Annotated in this window: 13 protein-coding genes and 1 pseudogene; 7 read left to right on the top strand and 7 right to left on the bottom strand. The window is 45.5% G+C overall.

What is annotated here, in order from left to right; all coding sequences use genetic code 11:
- Positions 1 to 7 precede the first annotated feature (7 nt).
- The 3 genes from ACHKAR_RS01475 to tgt are packed head-to-tail and all read right to left on the bottom strand — an operon-like array spanning position 8 to position 3,128.
- A complete protein-coding gene (locus ACHKAR_RS01475; protein WP_395415872.1) occupies positions 8 to 922 on the bottom strand; it encodes a DMT family transporter in 915 nt (304 codons plus the stop codon).
- The gene (locus ACHKAR_RS01470; protein WP_395415871.1) at positions 919 to 2,001 is read right to left on the bottom strand and encodes an LptF/LptG family permease; all 1,083 of its coding nucleotides are present in this window, start codon (positions 1,999 to 2,001) and stop codon (positions 919 to 921) included. Before ACHKAR_RS01470 ends, ACHKAR_RS01475 begins: the two co-directional genes overlap by 4 nt.
- Complete coding sequence (gene tgt, locus ACHKAR_RS01465) at positions 1,998 to 3,128, bottom strand: tRNA guanosine(34) transglycosylase Tgt (protein WP_395415870.1); 1,131 nt, start codon at positions 3,126 to 3,128, stop codon at positions 1,998 to 2,000. The genes ACHKAR_RS01470 and tgt overlap by 4 nt, the downstream gene beginning before the upstream one ends.
- Before the next feature lie 27 nt (positions 3,129 to 3,155).
- Here tgt and ACHKAR_RS01460 point away from each other — a divergent pair, with 27 nt between their 5' ends.
- From ACHKAR_RS01460 to ACHKAR_RS01440, 5 genes are all read left to right on the top strand, one after another.
- Positions 3,156 to 4,301, top strand: a complete 1,146-nt coding sequence (locus ACHKAR_RS01460; RefSeq protein WP_395415869.1) for a glycosyltransferase — start codon at positions 3,156 to 3,158, stop codon at positions 4,299 to 4,301.
- Positions 4,289 to 4,900, top strand: coding sequence for an RNA polymerase sigma factor (locus tag ACHKAR_RS01455; protein WP_159584617.1), 612 nt, complete (start codon positions 4,289 to 4,291; stop codon positions 4,898 to 4,900). The genes ACHKAR_RS01460 and ACHKAR_RS01455 overlap by 13 nt, the downstream gene beginning before the upstream one ends.
- A complete protein-coding gene (gene rsmG / locus ACHKAR_RS01450) occupies positions 4,900 to 5,532 on the top strand; it encodes a 16S rRNA (guanine(527)-N(7))-methyltransferase RsmG (protein ID WP_395415868.1) in 633 nt (210 codons plus the stop codon). The genes ACHKAR_RS01455 and rsmG overlap by 1 nt, the downstream gene beginning before the upstream one ends.
- A gap of 25 nt (positions 5,533 to 5,557) precedes the next feature.
- Entirely contained in the window at positions 5,558 to 6,973 is a 1,416-nt protein-coding gene (locus ACHKAR_RS01445; RefSeq protein ID WP_395415867.1) for a pyridoxal phosphate-dependent decarboxylase family protein, read from the top strand.
- Between the two features lie 146 nt (positions 6,974 to 7,119).
- Entirely contained in the window at positions 7,120 to 7,512 is a 393-nt protein-coding gene (locus ACHKAR_RS01440; RefSeq protein WP_159584620.1) for a TM2 domain-containing protein, read from the top strand.
- 44 nt (positions 7,513 to 7,556) lie between these two features.
- On the opposite strand, the gene ACHKAR_RS01435 is transcribed toward ACHKAR_RS01440, so the two are convergent.
- Genes ACHKAR_RS01435 through ACHKAR_RS01420 form a run of 4 tightly spaced genes read right to left on the bottom strand, consistent with a single transcriptional unit; the run spans position 7,557 to position 10,230 of the window.
- On the bottom strand, positions 7,557 to 8,381 hold the full coding sequence (locus tag ACHKAR_RS01435) for a hypothetical protein (RefSeq protein WP_395415866.1): 825 nt from the start codon (positions 8,379 to 8,381) through the stop codon (positions 7,557 to 7,559).
- Positions 8,329 to 9,192, bottom strand: a complete 864-nt coding sequence (locus tag ACHKAR_RS01430) for a TM2 domain-containing protein (RefSeq protein WP_395415865.1) — start codon at positions 9,190 to 9,192, stop codon at positions 8,329 to 8,331. The genes ACHKAR_RS01435 and ACHKAR_RS01430 overlap by 53 nt, the downstream gene beginning before the upstream one ends.
- Positions 9,179 to 9,514 carry a membrane protein insertion efficiency factor YidD gene (gene yidD / locus ACHKAR_RS01425; protein WP_395415953.1) on the bottom strand — a complete coding sequence of 112 codons (336 nt, stop codon included), beginning with the start codon at positions 9,512 to 9,514 and terminating at the stop codon, positions 9,179 to 9,181. The genes ACHKAR_RS01430 and yidD overlap by 14 nt, the downstream gene beginning before the upstream one ends.
- A 32-nt stretch (positions 9,515 to 9,546) precedes the next feature.
- Complete coding sequence (locus ACHKAR_RS01420; RefSeq protein WP_159584624.1) at positions 9,547 to 10,230, bottom strand: LolA family protein; 684 nt, start codon at positions 10,228 to 10,230, stop codon at positions 9,547 to 9,549.
- Positions 10,231 to 10,330: 100 nt separating this feature from the next.
- Between ACHKAR_RS01420 and ACHKAR_RS01415 the strand changes: the two genes are divergently transcribed.
- A complete protein-coding gene (locus tag ACHKAR_RS01415; protein ID WP_395415864.1) occupies positions 10,331 to 11,032 on the top strand; it encodes an SIR2 family NAD-dependent protein deacylase in 702 nt (233 codons plus the stop codon).
- A gap of 635 nt (positions 11,033 to 11,667) precedes the next feature.
- A pseudogene (locus ACHKAR_RS01410) lies at positions 11,668 to 15,573 on the top strand (hypothetical protein); the annotation flags it as partial.

The following is a 15,573-nucleotide window of genomic DNA, read 5'->3' as shown; positions in this document are numbered from 1 at the left end:
TAGCCAATTACCTCAATAAATCGGTATTCAGGGCTTTCCTTTTCAAACGGCGATTGATCAAAGGATAAATCAGCACGGAAGCAAGAATGAGGGCAGTACCCAAGTAGAAACCAGAGGTCATCTGTTCCTTTTCAGGAAAAAAGACCAGGGCCATAGCTATCCCATAGACAGGCTCCAGGTTAACAGTAAGGTTGACCGAAAAAGCCGACAGACGCTTCATCAACTTTACAGAGTAGGAATAGGCATATACGGTGCAGACCAGTGCTAATATGATCAGATAACCCCAGTCGCTCAATGTGGGGCTTAATGCCAGGCTGTCTATCCCCTCAAAACTCAAATAAATTGGAAAAAACAGGGCTATAGCCAGAGTGGCTCCGATCATTTCATAAAAAGTGATCACAAAAGGATCCTCCCTTTTCGTAAGCTTGCCATTGATGACGGTGAACAGTGCCGCGATGGCCGCCGATACCATCGCCAAAATCAGTCCAAAAAAGTAGTCAAACTCCACATTGAAAATGATGGCTATCCCCACGAATGCAATCACGCTGAGTACCACTTCGTAGGGTTTGATCCGGCGTTTGTTAAAGAGTGGCTCTAAAAAGCTCGTCCAAAGTGAACAGGTGGCCATACCCGCCAGGCATACCGACACATTGGATACCCTGGCCGACAAGAAAAACAAAATCCAATGAGCGGCGATCAAAGCCCCGGTGCCCAATGTGACCCAATGATCTTTTCGCTGCTGAAAGGAAAATGACTTCTTCCTGAAATAGACAATCGCCAGGAGTCCCACAGAAGCCAGCAGGGTTCTGAAAAATACCATTTCTACAGACGGCAGATCTATCAGCACACCCAAAATGGCCGTAAATCCCCATATGAGCACAATAAAATGGAGAAAAGTAAAGTCCTTCGTCTCCTGCGTCATCGGGGTACGGTATTATACATCAGCACACCCACTACCGAGAAAATAATGTTAGGTATCCACACCGCAAGGATGGGATTGAGTGATCCCGCCTCGGCAATCGCTCGTGCCAGTATGAAAAATATGATAAAAATAAAGGCGATCAAGAATCCCAATGCAATCTGAAAACCGGTACCTCGCCGCGACTTTTTAGCCGAAACAATCACCCCAATGAAGCAAAGTATAATCACCCCGAAAGGCTGCATATAGCGGATGTATTTTTCGATCTGATAGAGCTGTACATCATCGGCGCCACGGCTTTTCTGCAAGGCTATGTAGTCATTGAGCTCAGGGATGGTCAGCGTCTCCTGCAGCCGTTCTTTGTTTTGAAAATCAGACGGAGACATATTCAGCAAGGTGTCCAGATCTCCTGCCGCCCCTCCTGAGGTAATGACTTCCGTATTTTCAAAAATCTGCCTTCGCTGCCAGTTTTTGAGACTCCACTTGGCTGTGGCAGTATCCCAGTGAATTCGCTTGGCAGTGAGCTTATCTTCCAACCGCTCATCTACAATCCGCTCTAAGGTCACGTTGTAGCCAATGTCCCGCTGATTGTTATACCGGTCTATGTAGATGTAATCATTCTCGGCAATCTTCAGGTGAATATTCCGGTCAGAGTAGAAATACGGTTTTTTCAGGTAATTCAACTCAAACCCTATCCTGAACTTATTTGCATTTGGAATGACATAGCCCATGAACACATAACTCATAGCAGCAATGAGGACAGCCGCCATGAAATAAGGCACCAGCATTCTCCTGAAACTCACCCCTGAGGCTAAAATGGCAATAATCTCAGTCTGTGCAGCGAGCTTGGCGGTGACAAACACGGTGGCAATGAAAGCAGTAATGGGTGTCAGCAGAATGGCGAAATAAGGAAAGAGCGTCAGGTAATACTTGAAAATCTGCTCACGGCTCACGTCATTCTGCATGAAATCATCATTCTTCTCCGTGAAGTCAATGACACAGATGATCAATACCAGCATAAACACCACAAAAACAAAGGTGCTCAACACTTTTTGCAATATGTACCAATCTAATTTCTTCAAAGTCGGGTTGTTACTTTTTTGACCATGGCTGTTTTCCAGGCATCAAAGTTACCTGCTTTTATCTGCACCCTCGCCTCCTTTACTAACCATAGATAAAACGATAAATTGTGAATGCTGCAAATCTGAGCTCCCAGTATTTCTTTGCTCATGATCAAATGCCGCAGATACGCACGGGTGTAGAACGTGCTCACATACCCTCCCAATGCAGGATCGATAGGAATATACGCTTCTTTCCACTTTTCATTCTTGATGTTGATGATCCCTTCACTTGTGAAAAGCATTCCGTTTCGGGCATTTCTGGTAGGCATCACACAGTCAAACATATCCACACCCAGAGCGATGCACTCCAGAATATTTTCCGGAGTACCCACCCCCATCAAATAGCGAGGCTTGTCAGCAGGCAGTATATCACAAACCAACTCCGTCATGGCATACATATCTTCATGGGGTTCACCCACAGACAATCCGCCGATGGCATTCCCCTCACGATCCTGCTCGGCGATAAACTCCGCAGACTGCTTACGCAAATCAGGATAAGTACTGCCCTGCACAATAGGAAAAAGGGTCTGACTGTAGCCATAGAGCGGATCTGTAGTATCAAACTGCTGTATGCAGCGCTTCAGCCACCGATGGGTCATATGCATGGAATCTTCGGCATACTTTTTATCACATGGGTAAGGCGTACATTCGTCAAAAGCCATGATGATATCCGCTCCGATTACCCGCTGTATGTCCATCACCCGTTCTGGTGTGAAATCATGCATCGAACCGTCAATATGAGATTTGAATCGCACGCCAGACTCAGTGATTTTTCGGTTATCTCCCAAAGAGTAGACCTGATACCCCCCACTGTCAGTCAGGATGGGGCGATCCCAGCTATTGAATCCATGAAGTCCGCCGGCTTTTTGAATCACCTCCAGACCTGGTCTCAGGTAAAGATGATAGGTATTGCCCAAAATGATCTGGGCATTGATATCCTCCTTAAGCTCCCGCTGATGAACCGCCTTCACCGTACCCGCAGTACCCACTGGCATAAAAATAGGTGTTTCTATTGGGCCGTGATCCGTTTCCAGCAGGCCCGTGCGTGCCTTGGTTTTTTGGTCTGTATGTTGTAGCGTAAATTTCATAAATGCCGCAAAAATAGTTGGCTTGGTATGAATATCACCATTTTGTGGCTCCTATCTTTACCCACTAAGCCCTATCGCGTTTTGGAGTACTTTTTTTACACATTCGTCTTCCTTCACTTCTCGCTGATCGCTCAGACCATTGCGCCCCTGCTCCGTAAAAGCTCCACACCGAGATCTAGTACCCTATCTCCTCCCTTTTCGGTCATTGTATGTGCTCACAATGAAGTGGAAAACCTGAAGAAACTGATGCCACTGCTACTGGCCCAGCAGTACGTGCATTTTGAGATCATCATCGTCCTGGACAGGTGCACTGATGGAAGTGTTGCCTTTATGCAATCGGTGAATAGTGCTCAGGTATTGACCATAGAAGTCCCCGCTGTACCGAGTGGTTTCAACCCGAAAAAGTACGCCTTGACGCAAGGAATAAATGCAGCTCGCAATGAATGGCTTCTACTCACCGATGCTGATTGTCGGCCGGTTTCTGACCAATGGATCGCATCCTTTGCTCCGTATACTTCAGAGAAGACAGAACTCATTCTTGGGATAAGTCCCTATGAAGACCAGCCAGGCCTAATCAGTCAGATCACGGCATATGAAACGCTGCAAACAGCGATCCATTACACATCAGCGGCCTGCCAGGGCAGGGCCTATATGGGAGTGGGCAGAAACATCGCCTACAGGAAAAGCACCTTCCACAAGACAGGGGGATTCCATCCCTTTGAGGCAGTGGTGGGAGGTGACGATGACCTACTGGTGCAGAAAATAACCACTCCACACAACACGGCAATTAATTTTAAATCAGATAGTTTAACCTATTCCTCCCCAGAACGTAAATGGAAAGGGTATCTCAAGCAGAAAACAAGGCATTTGTCAGTGGGAAAGCATTACCAACCAGCAGTGAAAACCGCCCATTTTATAAGGGCCTCTACTCACGGTGTTCTATGGCTTTGTTTCCTATATTTGCTCTTCTCTTTTCAGTATTCTTCACGAATTATTGTACTGTTCGGCTTGTTGATACTGGTAAAAGGAGTATTTTTCAAAAAAATCGCCAATAACCTCGGGATGCCTTTTAATAGGATTTGGTTTCCGCTGATGGATTTGATCTATGCGATTTTTTTACCCCTGCTAGGTGTCAGGGCCATGTTTGTAAAGAATATTAGATGGAAGAAGTAAAAAGGCAGTTTTCAGAAAAGGCCCTTCAGGATTTCAAACTCATCGATCGAGCAACGCTGCACAATGATGAGTCGGCTTTTGCTGACTTGATGAGCCGGTACAAAAAGCCGGTATACCATATGATCCTCAAAATGGTGCGGAACGTAGATGATGCCGAGGATCTTACCATTGAAGCCTTTGCCAAGGCATTCAAAAACCTGGCCCGTTTCAAAAAGGATTACACCTTCAGTACCTGGCTTTTTCGGATAGCGACCAACAACGCCATCGATTTTATCAGAAAGAAAAAACTGGAAACCTACAGCCTCAATACGTCATTTACAGATGATAGCGGTGAGTCTGTAAACATCGACGTGGAGGATGCCGAGCGCACGCCAGACGAAGAGGCGATCAACACTCAGAAGATCGAGCTGGTACGCATGTTTGTGACCAAGCTACCTCCGAAGTATCAGCGACTCGTCAAGTTGAGGTACTTCGACGAACTCTCCTATGAAGAGATCGCGACTGAGCTTGAAGCTCCATTGGGCACCGTGAAAGCCCAGCTCCACCGTGCACGCGAGCTCATGTATGAATTGGTGAAAGACAAAAAGAAGCACATTTGATGTCAAGTGGTGTTCAGGTCGTCTTTGACCATTTTCCCGATCTCTCTGCAACACAAAGAAAGCAGTTTGAAGCCCTTTCGGGGCTATACACCGAATGGAATGAAAAGATCAATGTCATCTCCAGAAAAGACATTGACCAACTCTACACCCGACACATCCTGCACAGTCTGGCCATTGCCCGATTCATCTCGTTTCCACCAGGAAGCCGATTACTGGACATTGGCACGGGCGGAGGGTTTCCGGGTATTCCGTTGGCCATCCTTTTCCCAGAGTCTTCTTTTTTTCTGGCAGACAGCATAGGCAAGAAAATCAAAGTGGTGCAGGAAGTGGCCCAGGCTATTGGGCTGACCAACGTGCATGCCGAACATATCCGCGCCGAACAAATCAAAGAGAAGTTTGATTTCATCGTATCCAGAGCTGTGGCCAGAACCAAGCAACTCTACAACTGGACCCATCGGATGATTCACTCCACAGACCATCCCACATTGGCCAATGGGTACTTACTGCTCAAAGGAGGAGAACTGGACGAGGAGATGAAGGAGCTTGGCCGCTCCCATAGTGTCGTTGCTATCAGCGATTATTTCGAAGATCCCTTTTTCGAGACTAAAAAGATCGTTTATATTCCGGTATAAGCCGGATCGTAAAAACCACCCTCCCATGAACCACGAGGAATTTAGAAAAAACGCCCATGCCGTTGTGGACTGGGTGGCCGATTATTTGGAGCAGATCGAAAAATACCCCGTAAAATCTCAGGTAGCTCCAAAAGACATTTACAACCAGATTCCTGCATCACCCCCAGCTAGCGGGGAGCCTTTTGAGGCCCTGATGAGTGATCTGGACACCATCATTATGCCTGGGATTACCCATTGGCAACATCCACACTTTCATGCCTATTTTCCTGGTAACTCCAGCTATCCGTCTGTCATTGCTGAAATACTCACGGCTGGCATAGGCGCGCAGTGTATGGTTTGGGAAACCTCACCAGCAGCAGCTGAGTTGGAGGAGCGCATGATGGAATGGTTCAAAGGGATGATGGGGCTGCCTTCTGATTGGTATGGAGTGATCCAAGACACAGCCTCCACAGCCACCCTGACCGCCCTACTGACCGCCCGCGAATGGAAAACTGACTTTCAATCCAATAAGAAAGGTACTTCAGTAAGCAAGTTAAGGATTTACTGCTCTACGGAAACCCACTCCTCTGCTGATAAGGCGGTGAAAATAGCCGGACTGGGAAGTGAGAACCTGGTAAAAATCTCGGTGGATGACCAGCTGGCCATGATTCCATCCGAACTCGAAAAAGCCATCCAAAATGATCTGGCTCATGGGTATGTGCCGTGCATGGTGATTTCAGCTATGGGCACCACCGGCACGCTGGCCTTCGATCCCACCAGACAGATTGGAGAAATCTGTCATAAACACCAGGTCTGGCTTCACGTAGATGCCGCCTACGCCGGGAGTGCGCTTGTGCTTCCCGAACTGGAGTGGCTCAGAGACGGACTACAGCTGGCTGATAGTTTTGTTTTCAATCCGCACAAGTGGCTCTTCACCAATTTTGACTGCAGTGCCTACTATGTGAAAGACAAAGAAGCCCTGATCAAAACCTTTGAAATACTCCCGGAATACCTCAAAACCAAAACCAGGGGACAGGTAAATGATTACAGAGACTGGGGGATACAGCTGGGCAGGCGCTTCCGGGCCCTCAAGTTGTGGTTTGTGATGCGAACCTACGGAGTTGACCTCTTGCGGTCTACCATCCGAACACACATTGACTATGGCAGCTGGCTGGCCAGTCAGATTGAGCAAACGCCACACTTTGAGCTGCTCACACCCCAGAAACTAAACATGGTGGTTTTTCGGTACAATCCTCCCGGTAAAAGCGTGGAGAAATTAAATACACTCAATGAAACCATTCTCACCCAAATCAACCAATCCGGCAAGGCTTACATCACCCATACTAAGGTAAATGGCCTGTACGGTATAAGAGTGGTACTCGGTCAGACCAGATTGGAAAAAAAGCACGTGGAAGATTTATGGGGATGGTTGGTTAAAACGAGTGATGCGCTCCCCAAGTAAAGGTTCGATCTATCTTCCATTTTAGATCAGTTTACGAAAACATTGAGAATGAGGCACTTTCTGGACAACGGAACTTTAACTCATCATCCTCTTCTTTTTCACAGAATTGCTTCTTATGTTTGACTAAACTATAATCACTTTTTAAAATGAAAAAATTCTTACTTATTGTTTTCGCATTGGGCTATTCCTTTGTGGGCCTTTCGAACGGAAAATACGCTATCGATGACTCCAAAGTTGAATCCATCATGGAGCAGGCCATTTCAATTGATTCAAAAGTTGCTTTAGACAATCCTTTTTCTGTAGCTGGGATTCAGGAGGAAAAAAATGTGTGGATTGCCGTAGCTTTAGATTTCTTCTTGGGAGGTCTTGGTGTTCACAGGGTATACCTCGGTACACCTCCGGGAATTATTGCGGGTTATTTCTTCACCTGCGGTGGAATCTTCGGAATATTACCTCTTGTTGATTTGATCGTATTGGTCATCAACAATGAAGACATCAGCGCTTATGTGAATAAGAAAGGCCTTATCATGTTTAACTAGTAAGGTCTCAAATGATATCAAAAACCCTCTTCACGAGGGTTTTTTTATTTCACCCCTTTCATAAATTTCAGGCTTATTTCTCTGGCTCGCTCTTTGTTTTTTGCTACAGCCAATTCTCTCGCATGTCTGGCTCCGCCAAGGTAAAACGTGTAGAACAAAGCTACCCCAGTCATCCCTCCGGTGAAGAAATAACCTTGATGTAAGCTATAAGCACTAAAACCTACTAACAGTGTCTGAATACCCCCTGAAAGTACTCCTTTCAAAAAGTAACCTGAATACATCTGCCCCACTCCCGGCAGAAACAAAGACAAGGTATAGGCCTTATCAGGGTTTTTAGGCTTTAGCTTGCCAGAAAAAAAAGCCTCCACCTGCTCGCTATCTGTACCCAAATCATCAGCATTCATCAGGGTCAATTCCTTAGCTTCTTCCCACTTGTTTAAGCCAATAAGATTCAAAATCTCCAAAATCAGTATATCACCATCAACCTCCCCCTGAGATGTACCCTGTGACAATCTGTATTTCAATAATTCGTCAAAACTCCTTTGATAGTTACCAAGTAAATAATTGAGCAGAATCTTCTCATACTTCAATGCTCTGTTCAAAGTATCTCTTGATGGAATTTTAACCCGGTTGAGGATATCCAGTGCCGATTGATAATCACCTATCTTCTTATAACAATAGGATTTCTGCAACAGCAAAAAGCCCTTCCTGGACAAGTCACTTTCCTCAAAAGCTTGTCGCTCAAAGCTTAGTGCGCTTTTAAGTACGTCTTCCCGTGTCTCAACGGCGTTCGTCCCCCACAAAACATCCTGTCCACTACTTACAAAGTAACCGTATAGGAATATGCATATGAAGCAATATCGCATCATGATTCGTTTTGTTAAAATTCACATTTTCCACCTTAACGGCAACCACACTCCCCCAAATATTGGCTACATAAAAAACGGAGAAGATGCTTCCAAAAACAATAAAGGAGGCACTTTTAGGGCCGTCTTTGCGATACCCTTCATAAGCTTGCAAGGCAAAAATAGTACTCGTCATCAGGCTCATGGTACCCTGCCCTATTTTGCCCAAATAAAACTTCCCTCCACCTGGGATGATGGCCGATAGCACACCGGCGATCACAGGAGATTTGGCTTTTCGATCCCGCATCACATGGTAAGTGTCCAATAGGGCCTGCTGATGGTCAACAAGCTGATAATAATTGGGATCAAAGGAAGTTTGAAAGGACTCAAAGCGCTCAAAATTATGATCGAGCAAAGACAATCCCGCCAAACTCAGCTTCCGAAGCTCAGCATGTAGCTCGGACAAACTATCGGTCTGCATCAAAACCTGATTCGCTTTGCCGTAATCACCAAGGTAGGCATACTGTAATCCTGAATAAAACCTGGAAGTATTCCAGAAATTGAGATTTGAGCGAGTGACATCCTCAAAAAAACGTATCGAGCTCGCCCTGTTTTTCCGGAAGTATTCAAACATCCCCAGGTGAAAAGCAGTCGTATCTGTTCTTCCTAAAACCAGCTCTTTTTGCCCCAGCCAAAAGACACCTTCATCGTAAGCCGAAATGGATTCGAGATGCAACAAGAATTGATAATCGTTGTTTGAAAACCCCTGACCAAATGACCAAAGAGAACCTAATAAGCTTATGTGAATAAGAAAACTTCTCTTACTTATAGTCATCCCAATGATCTATTACCTTGCCCTGTAAATCGATTAAGGCTGGAGAAGTTTCAGCAAAGGTCGCTCTGTTGCACCTGGTCAGTCTGTCGGCCGTCAGAAACAGTCCTTTGAACAATCCATAACCCGCAAAAGACAATTTGCTAAACTCCGAACAAGATTGATCATAAATACAATCATTTAGGATCTGATTTGATAAGTGTTTCTGATAGAAATGAAATAAGAAAAAACTGCATTGATGAGCCGGAGCCTCTCTTATACTCAATTTCTCCAATACAAGCTCAAAATCTCGTTGTTCATCTTGCCCGTGAAGCAAATGACACATCATTATTAAAGCCCCTGCGATTACTAAAGCCTTCATTCCAGTAAAGTTGCAGTATTAGGTGTTTTGAAATCAGCAAACTCCTGATCTTCCGGTACATTAAATCTGAAATCAGAGAAAGTAGTCTTTGTAATGGTAGAGTCGTTTTTCTGAAAGTCTATCTCTGTAATAGACATAGGAAAGTCAACACCACGAACCATCCGATAATCATAATAGTAAGTCTTCTTTAGGTATTTCCCATCCTTGTCCAGGTACCCCATGAAAACTGGATGATCACCATTACTCACAAGCTCTACTTTCTCCAAACCTCCCATAGCCGCAGGTGGGGTATATTCTGTTACCAGCATCATGTCCTCTATTCTCGACTCGCGGAGGGAAAAACCCGCTTCGCTCAAACCCAAATCTTCACTGCTACCAAACAAGAAATAGTAAAAAGTAGTATTCCGGCTTCCCATTCGGTTATCCAAAGACTTGACAACTGTATTCTCTTTCGTGTTAAATATCTCAACATTGCCCAATGAATTATTTAAAACATACATATCAATGGGGCTAATGAAATGGGTCACCATCTTGCCAGAGGGCTTATAGAACACACGGGCATCTATTCTGGAAACCATCCCATGTGTAGTAGACCGCTTTACCATGCTAAAACTAACCCAATCAAAATCTAATTGGACGCAAGTCGTAAATGAAATCAAAAATGAAAGGATAATATTCATAGGTGCTAAATTTCAGGAGGTGCCAAATTACCAAAGATCAAGGATTTATTTTTTGAAACAATGATCTAATTTGAGGCTCATAACAAACACGGAAGTCATCATGAAAAAAATCGTTGTTCTATCCGGTGCAGGCATCAGTGCAGAAAGCGGCATCAGCACTTTTCGTGATTCAGGAGGATTATGGGAAGGTCACAACATTGAGGATGTAGCCACCCCTGAGGGTTGGAGGAGAAACCCTGAACTCGTTCTTGACTTTTACAATCAAAGGCGAAAACAAGCGTTATTCGCAAAGCCTAACATAGGACATACCGTACTCGCGCAACTGGAACAGGATTTTCATGTCACCATTATTACCCAAAATGTCGATAATCTGCACGAAAGAGCGGGTAGTTCCCATGTCATCCACCTACATGGAGAACTCTCAAAAGTAAGGAGTACGATAGACGAATCACTCATTTATGAGCTGGACGGGTGGGAACTTAACCCCGGCGATCTCTGCGAAAAAGGCTCTCAGCTCCGACCACATATCGTTTGGTTCGGTGAAGCCGTACCCATGATGGATCTGGCCATCAAGCACACACAGGAAGCAGACTTTTTCATAGTGGTCGGAACCTCCCTGGTGGTATATCCTGCTGCCGGTTTACTCAGCTTTGTAGACAACCACATCCCCAAGTACATCATCGACCCCAACCTGCCAGTACTGGACCATATTCCTAACCTCCACTATTTTCCCAAATCAGCCACTGAAGGATTAGCCATTGTTTGTGATATAATCAGAAGCAATAATCTTAGAAAAATCTAATCGTTTATCTGTTTCGTACCTCTAATAAATAAGCTTAAATTAGCGGTTCAGCTACAGGTTTACTGGAAAATTTAGTTACTCACTCTAGAAGGAATTTAAAAACAAGTACTAGTACAGGTTTTCTTGTACGTTCCTGTTGGCAAATTCAGTATTGTACCGCCTATAATACAATTGAAGTGATAAACTTATTCAAGCCTAAGCTTTTGACCTCTGTAAAGGTCAATTTTAGCTCTACAGATGAACAGATATTCCAATCGATCACAGGTATTCGTCATTACTCCATTGTCAACCCAACATCTGGCAATGAATATGTGCCTCATGTGAGAGATAAATCTTTCCTCGAAGAGACCTTTAAAATCAGAAGATTTGCACTTCCCGTCCAATCAAAACCACTTAATATAAGAAGTACCTCTTTCGATACACTTTGGTGGTCATCGGAGTACATAAATACAGCATCTGTCAAATCTCATCATATCGTTGTAGGGAATTTATCAAGAACAGCTACTGATTTAGATAATACACACATGATGTGCTTAAAAAAACTCATAATCAATAAGTTAGACTCAACGATACTATTCGCTGTTTGATCTAAAAAAAATAGGGAATTCATACCATACAGCTCAAATTCACATTTCATGCTTTCGTTTAATATGACCAGAAAAAAACATTCACTTTACCGCTCGAATATCTGGCTTGTACTTCTGCTTGTTGGAAGTGCAAATATCGCTTTTGGTGAAGGCTCAAGAACCCTCGCCCCAAATTATGGAGATACCACCTCATTGGTGGCACCTGGATCAGCCAACAATCAGTTTGCATGGCTGGAGCATGATGGATTTGGAGGAGCTACCGACAATTTTCTCGACCCTTCCGCTCCTGCCAATGAGCGACTCTACATTCGCCTGAAAGCCGGCGAAACACTGCGATATGGAATCAGACGAATCCCTGTAAGGTACTCGGGGGGTAATTCTTACTCCAACTCGGCCACTGAGCACAATAATCATGAATATTTGACCATCGTGGTGTATGATAGCGATGGCAATGTTGTTAACAGCAATACACTCACCAACGACAACAGTCCTAACCATGGTGCCTGGTTAGATGCTGGTCAGCCTGGGGTCATTACCACAGTAGCTTCCTCATTGTTAGGCCCACAGTTCACCCACAATTCCAATACTTACAATGCAGGTGGGTACACCCCAATAGAATACACCAACAACGATCCGGAAGGGGATCAGGATTTCTACATTGCCTTTATTCAGGACGATGGAGGAACCACCGACATAGACGAAAGAAGCTGGTATGACCTTTGGGATTTCTCCGTATATGACGGCAACGAAGAGAAACCAGGCCGGATGCATTGTACGAGATGGAGCCTCACCGCTCAGGATTTTGATAACCTCTTAGCCGATGAGGTTAATTTCTATGTAAGGGTACCCTCCACCATCGATGGCGGTGATGCCGGCAATTACATCAAAGAAGTACAGCTTGGCGGCCTTAATCCATTTTCATTGGTGGTTTATGCCAACTCTCAGGGAACAGACGGTACCGATGGAGATACCAATGGAGATGGAATCACCGACTTTCAGGATTACCGCATGAGTGTAACCAATGAAATTGCAGAAATAGAATATGACCTCTTCATTAACAACCCGGACGTTGACCTTTACCCTACGACCGTATTACCGACGATCTCCATTACGGATGCCAATGTCTACTGTAATGCGAGTACAGGTGGAGGTGCTGCTGCGATCTTCTTTGAAAGCAATCAGGTTGGGCAAATAGCGGTTCTCGTAGATCTGGATGGCACCAACGGATATCAGGATGGCACAGAAGACGTGATCATTGAAGCTGAGATAACCACCGAAGGAGAGCACGTGATTCGCTGGGACGGACTCAATGGCTTTGGTGCTGCTGTACCCTCAGGAACAAATCTGACCATTTCAGGAAGATTTACCTCCGGCCCTATTCATGTTCCTCTTTGGGACGTGGAAGAGAATGACCAGGGAATGAACATGCTGGATATCAGACCAAATACCAGTTTTAACCTTATTTATTGGGATGATAGTGACATTTTCACTGGAGTAAACCCCGAGGTGGAACTGGACGGAACGAATACCTCATTGCATACCTGGACAAGTGGTGATGATGACCTGATCAATACCTGGTCTTTTGGGTATTATCAGATCAATACTCAAAACATCTCTTTCACCTACAGCTGTGACGCTGATGGAGATGGAGTGGCCGATGCCCAGGATGAAGACAGCGACAATGATGGAGTCCCTGATACAGATGAGGGGGATCATGATGCTGACACAGATGGAGACGGAGTGCCTGACTACCTCGATCCGGATGTGGATGGAGACGGAGATGTAGATGCATCTGACAACTGGGCAGACATCAACGGTGATGGCATCAATGACAACTTTGATTACGATTTAGATGGTGTTCCCAATTCGCTTGATTTAGACTCAGACAACGACGGCATTACTGATCTGGTAGAGGCTGGAGGCACCGATAGTGATAATGATGGGAAACTGGATGGATTCACCGATGTGAGTGGAGGCCTCACTTTCAATGGATACTCCATATCCACAGGTTGTAGCTCCACAGTGACTACCATCACCACCCCTACCACCCTCACCGGATGGGCAGATGATCAAACCAGACAAATCACATTGCCCTTTGCCTTTGAGTTTTATGGCACCTCATTTGCCGCCAACAGTAGCTTATACCTCAATAGTAATGGCTGGGTAAGCTTTAATAACATTGATCCGGGTACCGATTGGAGGCCCGATCCATATCCATCTGGTACATACCCAAACACCATTGCCTTTCATCATGTCGACATGACCCCAAACTCGGGGGGCACCATTACATACGGAACCAACGGAACCGCTCCCAATAGGATATTTATCATTTATCTGCAAAATGTGCCCTTTTACGGCCAGAATGGAACCTTTACCGGTCAACTTCAGCTCCATGAAGGCACCAACGAAATCAGGGTAGTCACTACCAACCTCAACCCCGATGGTGGCGGAGGTATGACTCAGGGATTGAACCAGGACGGTACCACCGCGATCACTGTCACAGGTAGAAATGATCAGAACTATACCATTGTATCTCCCGAATGTCAATCATTCACTCCTAACTATGTAGCTGCACCGAATGGAGTAGACGACACCCTTGACTCCACCCCACTCCCAAATCCTGATACAGATGGAGATGGTCTGGCTGATTTCCGGGATCTTGATTCGGACAACGATGGCATCGTAGATACTTACGAAGCTGGAGGTACAGCCAATACAGCCACAGGCCAGATTGCCGACTTTACAGATACCGATGGCAATGGACTCAATGATCAACAGCAGATCGTGGCGCTCCCACTTCCGGATTCTGACGGTGATGGGTACAAAGACTATCTGGACATTGACTCTGACAATGATGGCATCCGAGATTACATCGAAGCACAGCAGAGTTCAATTTTTATCGGTTTTGAAAACAATGACACCAACTCCAATGGACTGGTAGATGTTTATGATCCCAATATAGGCGGCACAATACTCACCCCGATAGATACTGATGGAGATGGGCTCCCTGACTATATAGACACAGATGCTGATGACGATGGCGTAGTGGACCTGATTGAAGGGTGGGACTCCGACAAAAATGGAATCTCTGATTTGGACACCAATGCCGATGGATCTATCGATGACACTGATGCATGTGCTGGTTATTCAACACCTGGTCTGCTCAGATCCGAAAATGCAGATTTTGAAAATGGACTGAATGGACTTTCCGGGTTCTCAGGGGAAGTCTTTGTGACCTCTGATGCGCAATCTGGCAGCTCTGCCATTCTTGTGGGACCATCAGAGGGAGGCACATATGTCTCTGAGTACATCCCTGCAGAACCAGGTCAGGCTTTTCAGTTTACTGGTTACGCCAAAATAGCCGGAAGCCCTGGCTATACCGGCATAGGCATTACCTTCTGGGATGAAGACCTCAGTACCCGACTCAGCGAACCTCAAGCTCAGGTGTTGGCAACAACCTACACCCTTTATACGGTTAATGCTACTGCTCCGGCTGGAACTGCTTTCATAGAGCTATGGACCTATAAATCCGGGGCATCGGGCACACTAACCTTTGATAACTTCTCCCTCATCCTTACATCCTCCTGCTCCGGCACCCTCTCCGACGACTCTGATGGGGATGGATTGCTCGATCTCTTCGAAAACTACAATACTCCCCTGCAAAACACCGATGGATCAGACGAAAGCGACTGGCAGGATGATGATGACGACAATGACGGATCGCCCACAGCTGGAGAAGATGTCAATGGCAATGGAGACTGGTCTGATGACTTCACCGAAGGTGGTGTAACCATCCCCGATTATCTCTTCAGAGGTGATTTCGATGGGGATGCCATCGCTGATAAAAATGATGCAGACTCTGACAATGATGGCATCACCGATGCTCAGGAGTCCAATGGTGAAGCCATTGACCCCAGCGGAGATGATGACAATGATGGTATCCCCAACTACAGG

The organism is Marinoscillum luteum (genome assembly GCF_044005705.1).
GTDB classification, from domain to species: Bacteria; Bacteroidota; Bacteroidia; order Cytophagales; family Cyclobacteriaceae; genus Marinoscillum; species Marinoscillum luteum.
This window is presented reverse-complemented; position numbering and strand designations above follow the sequence as displayed.

Excerpts from the sequence above, each read along its gene's own strand:
- ACHKAR_RS01420 (WP_159584624.1), bottom strand. The coding sequence starts at position 10,230 with ATGAATATTATCCTTTCATTTTTGATTTCATTTACGACTTGCGTCCAA.
- tgt (WP_395415870.1), bottom strand. The coding sequence starts at position 3,128 with ATGAAATTTACGCTACAACATACAGACCAAAAAACCAAGGCACGCACG.
- rsmG (WP_395415868.1), top strand. The coding sequence starts at position 4,900 with ATGTCAAGTGGTGTTCAGGTCGTCTTTGACCATTTTCCCGATCTCTCT.
- ACHKAR_RS01415 (WP_395415864.1), top strand. The coding sequence starts at position 10,331 with ATGAAAAAAATCGTTGTTCTATCCGGTGCAGGCATCAGTGCAGAAAGC.
- ACHKAR_RS01435 (WP_395415866.1), bottom strand. The coding sequence starts at position 8,381 with ATGATGCGATATTGCTTCATATGCATATTCCTATACGGTTACTTTGTA.
- ACHKAR_RS01430 (WP_395415865.1), bottom strand. The coding sequence starts at position 9,192 with ATGACTATAAGTAAGAGAAGTTTTCTTATTCACATAAGCTTATTAGGT.
- ACHKAR_RS01455 (WP_159584617.1), top strand. The coding sequence starts at position 4,289 with ATGGAAGAAGTAAAAAGGCAGTTTTCAGAAAAGGCCCTTCAGGATTTC.
- ACHKAR_RS01460 (WP_395415869.1), top strand. The coding sequence starts at position 3,156 with ATGAATATCACCATTTTGTGGCTCCTATCTTTACCCACTAAGCCCTAT.
- ACHKAR_RS01475 (WP_395415872.1), bottom strand. The coding sequence starts at position 922 with ATGACGCAGGAGACGAAGGACTTTACTTTTCTCCATTTTATTGTGCTC.
- ACHKAR_RS01445 (WP_395415867.1), top strand. The coding sequence starts at position 5,558 with ATGAACCACGAGGAATTTAGAAAAAACGCCCATGCCGTTGTGGACTGG.
- ACHKAR_RS01440 (WP_159584620.1), top strand. The coding sequence starts at position 7,120 with ATGAAAAAATTCTTACTTATTGTTTTCGCATTGGGCTATTCCTTTGTG.
- yidD (WP_395415953.1), bottom strand. The coding sequence starts at position 9,514 with ATGTGTCATTTGCTTCACGGGCAAGATGAACAACGAGATTTTGAGCTT.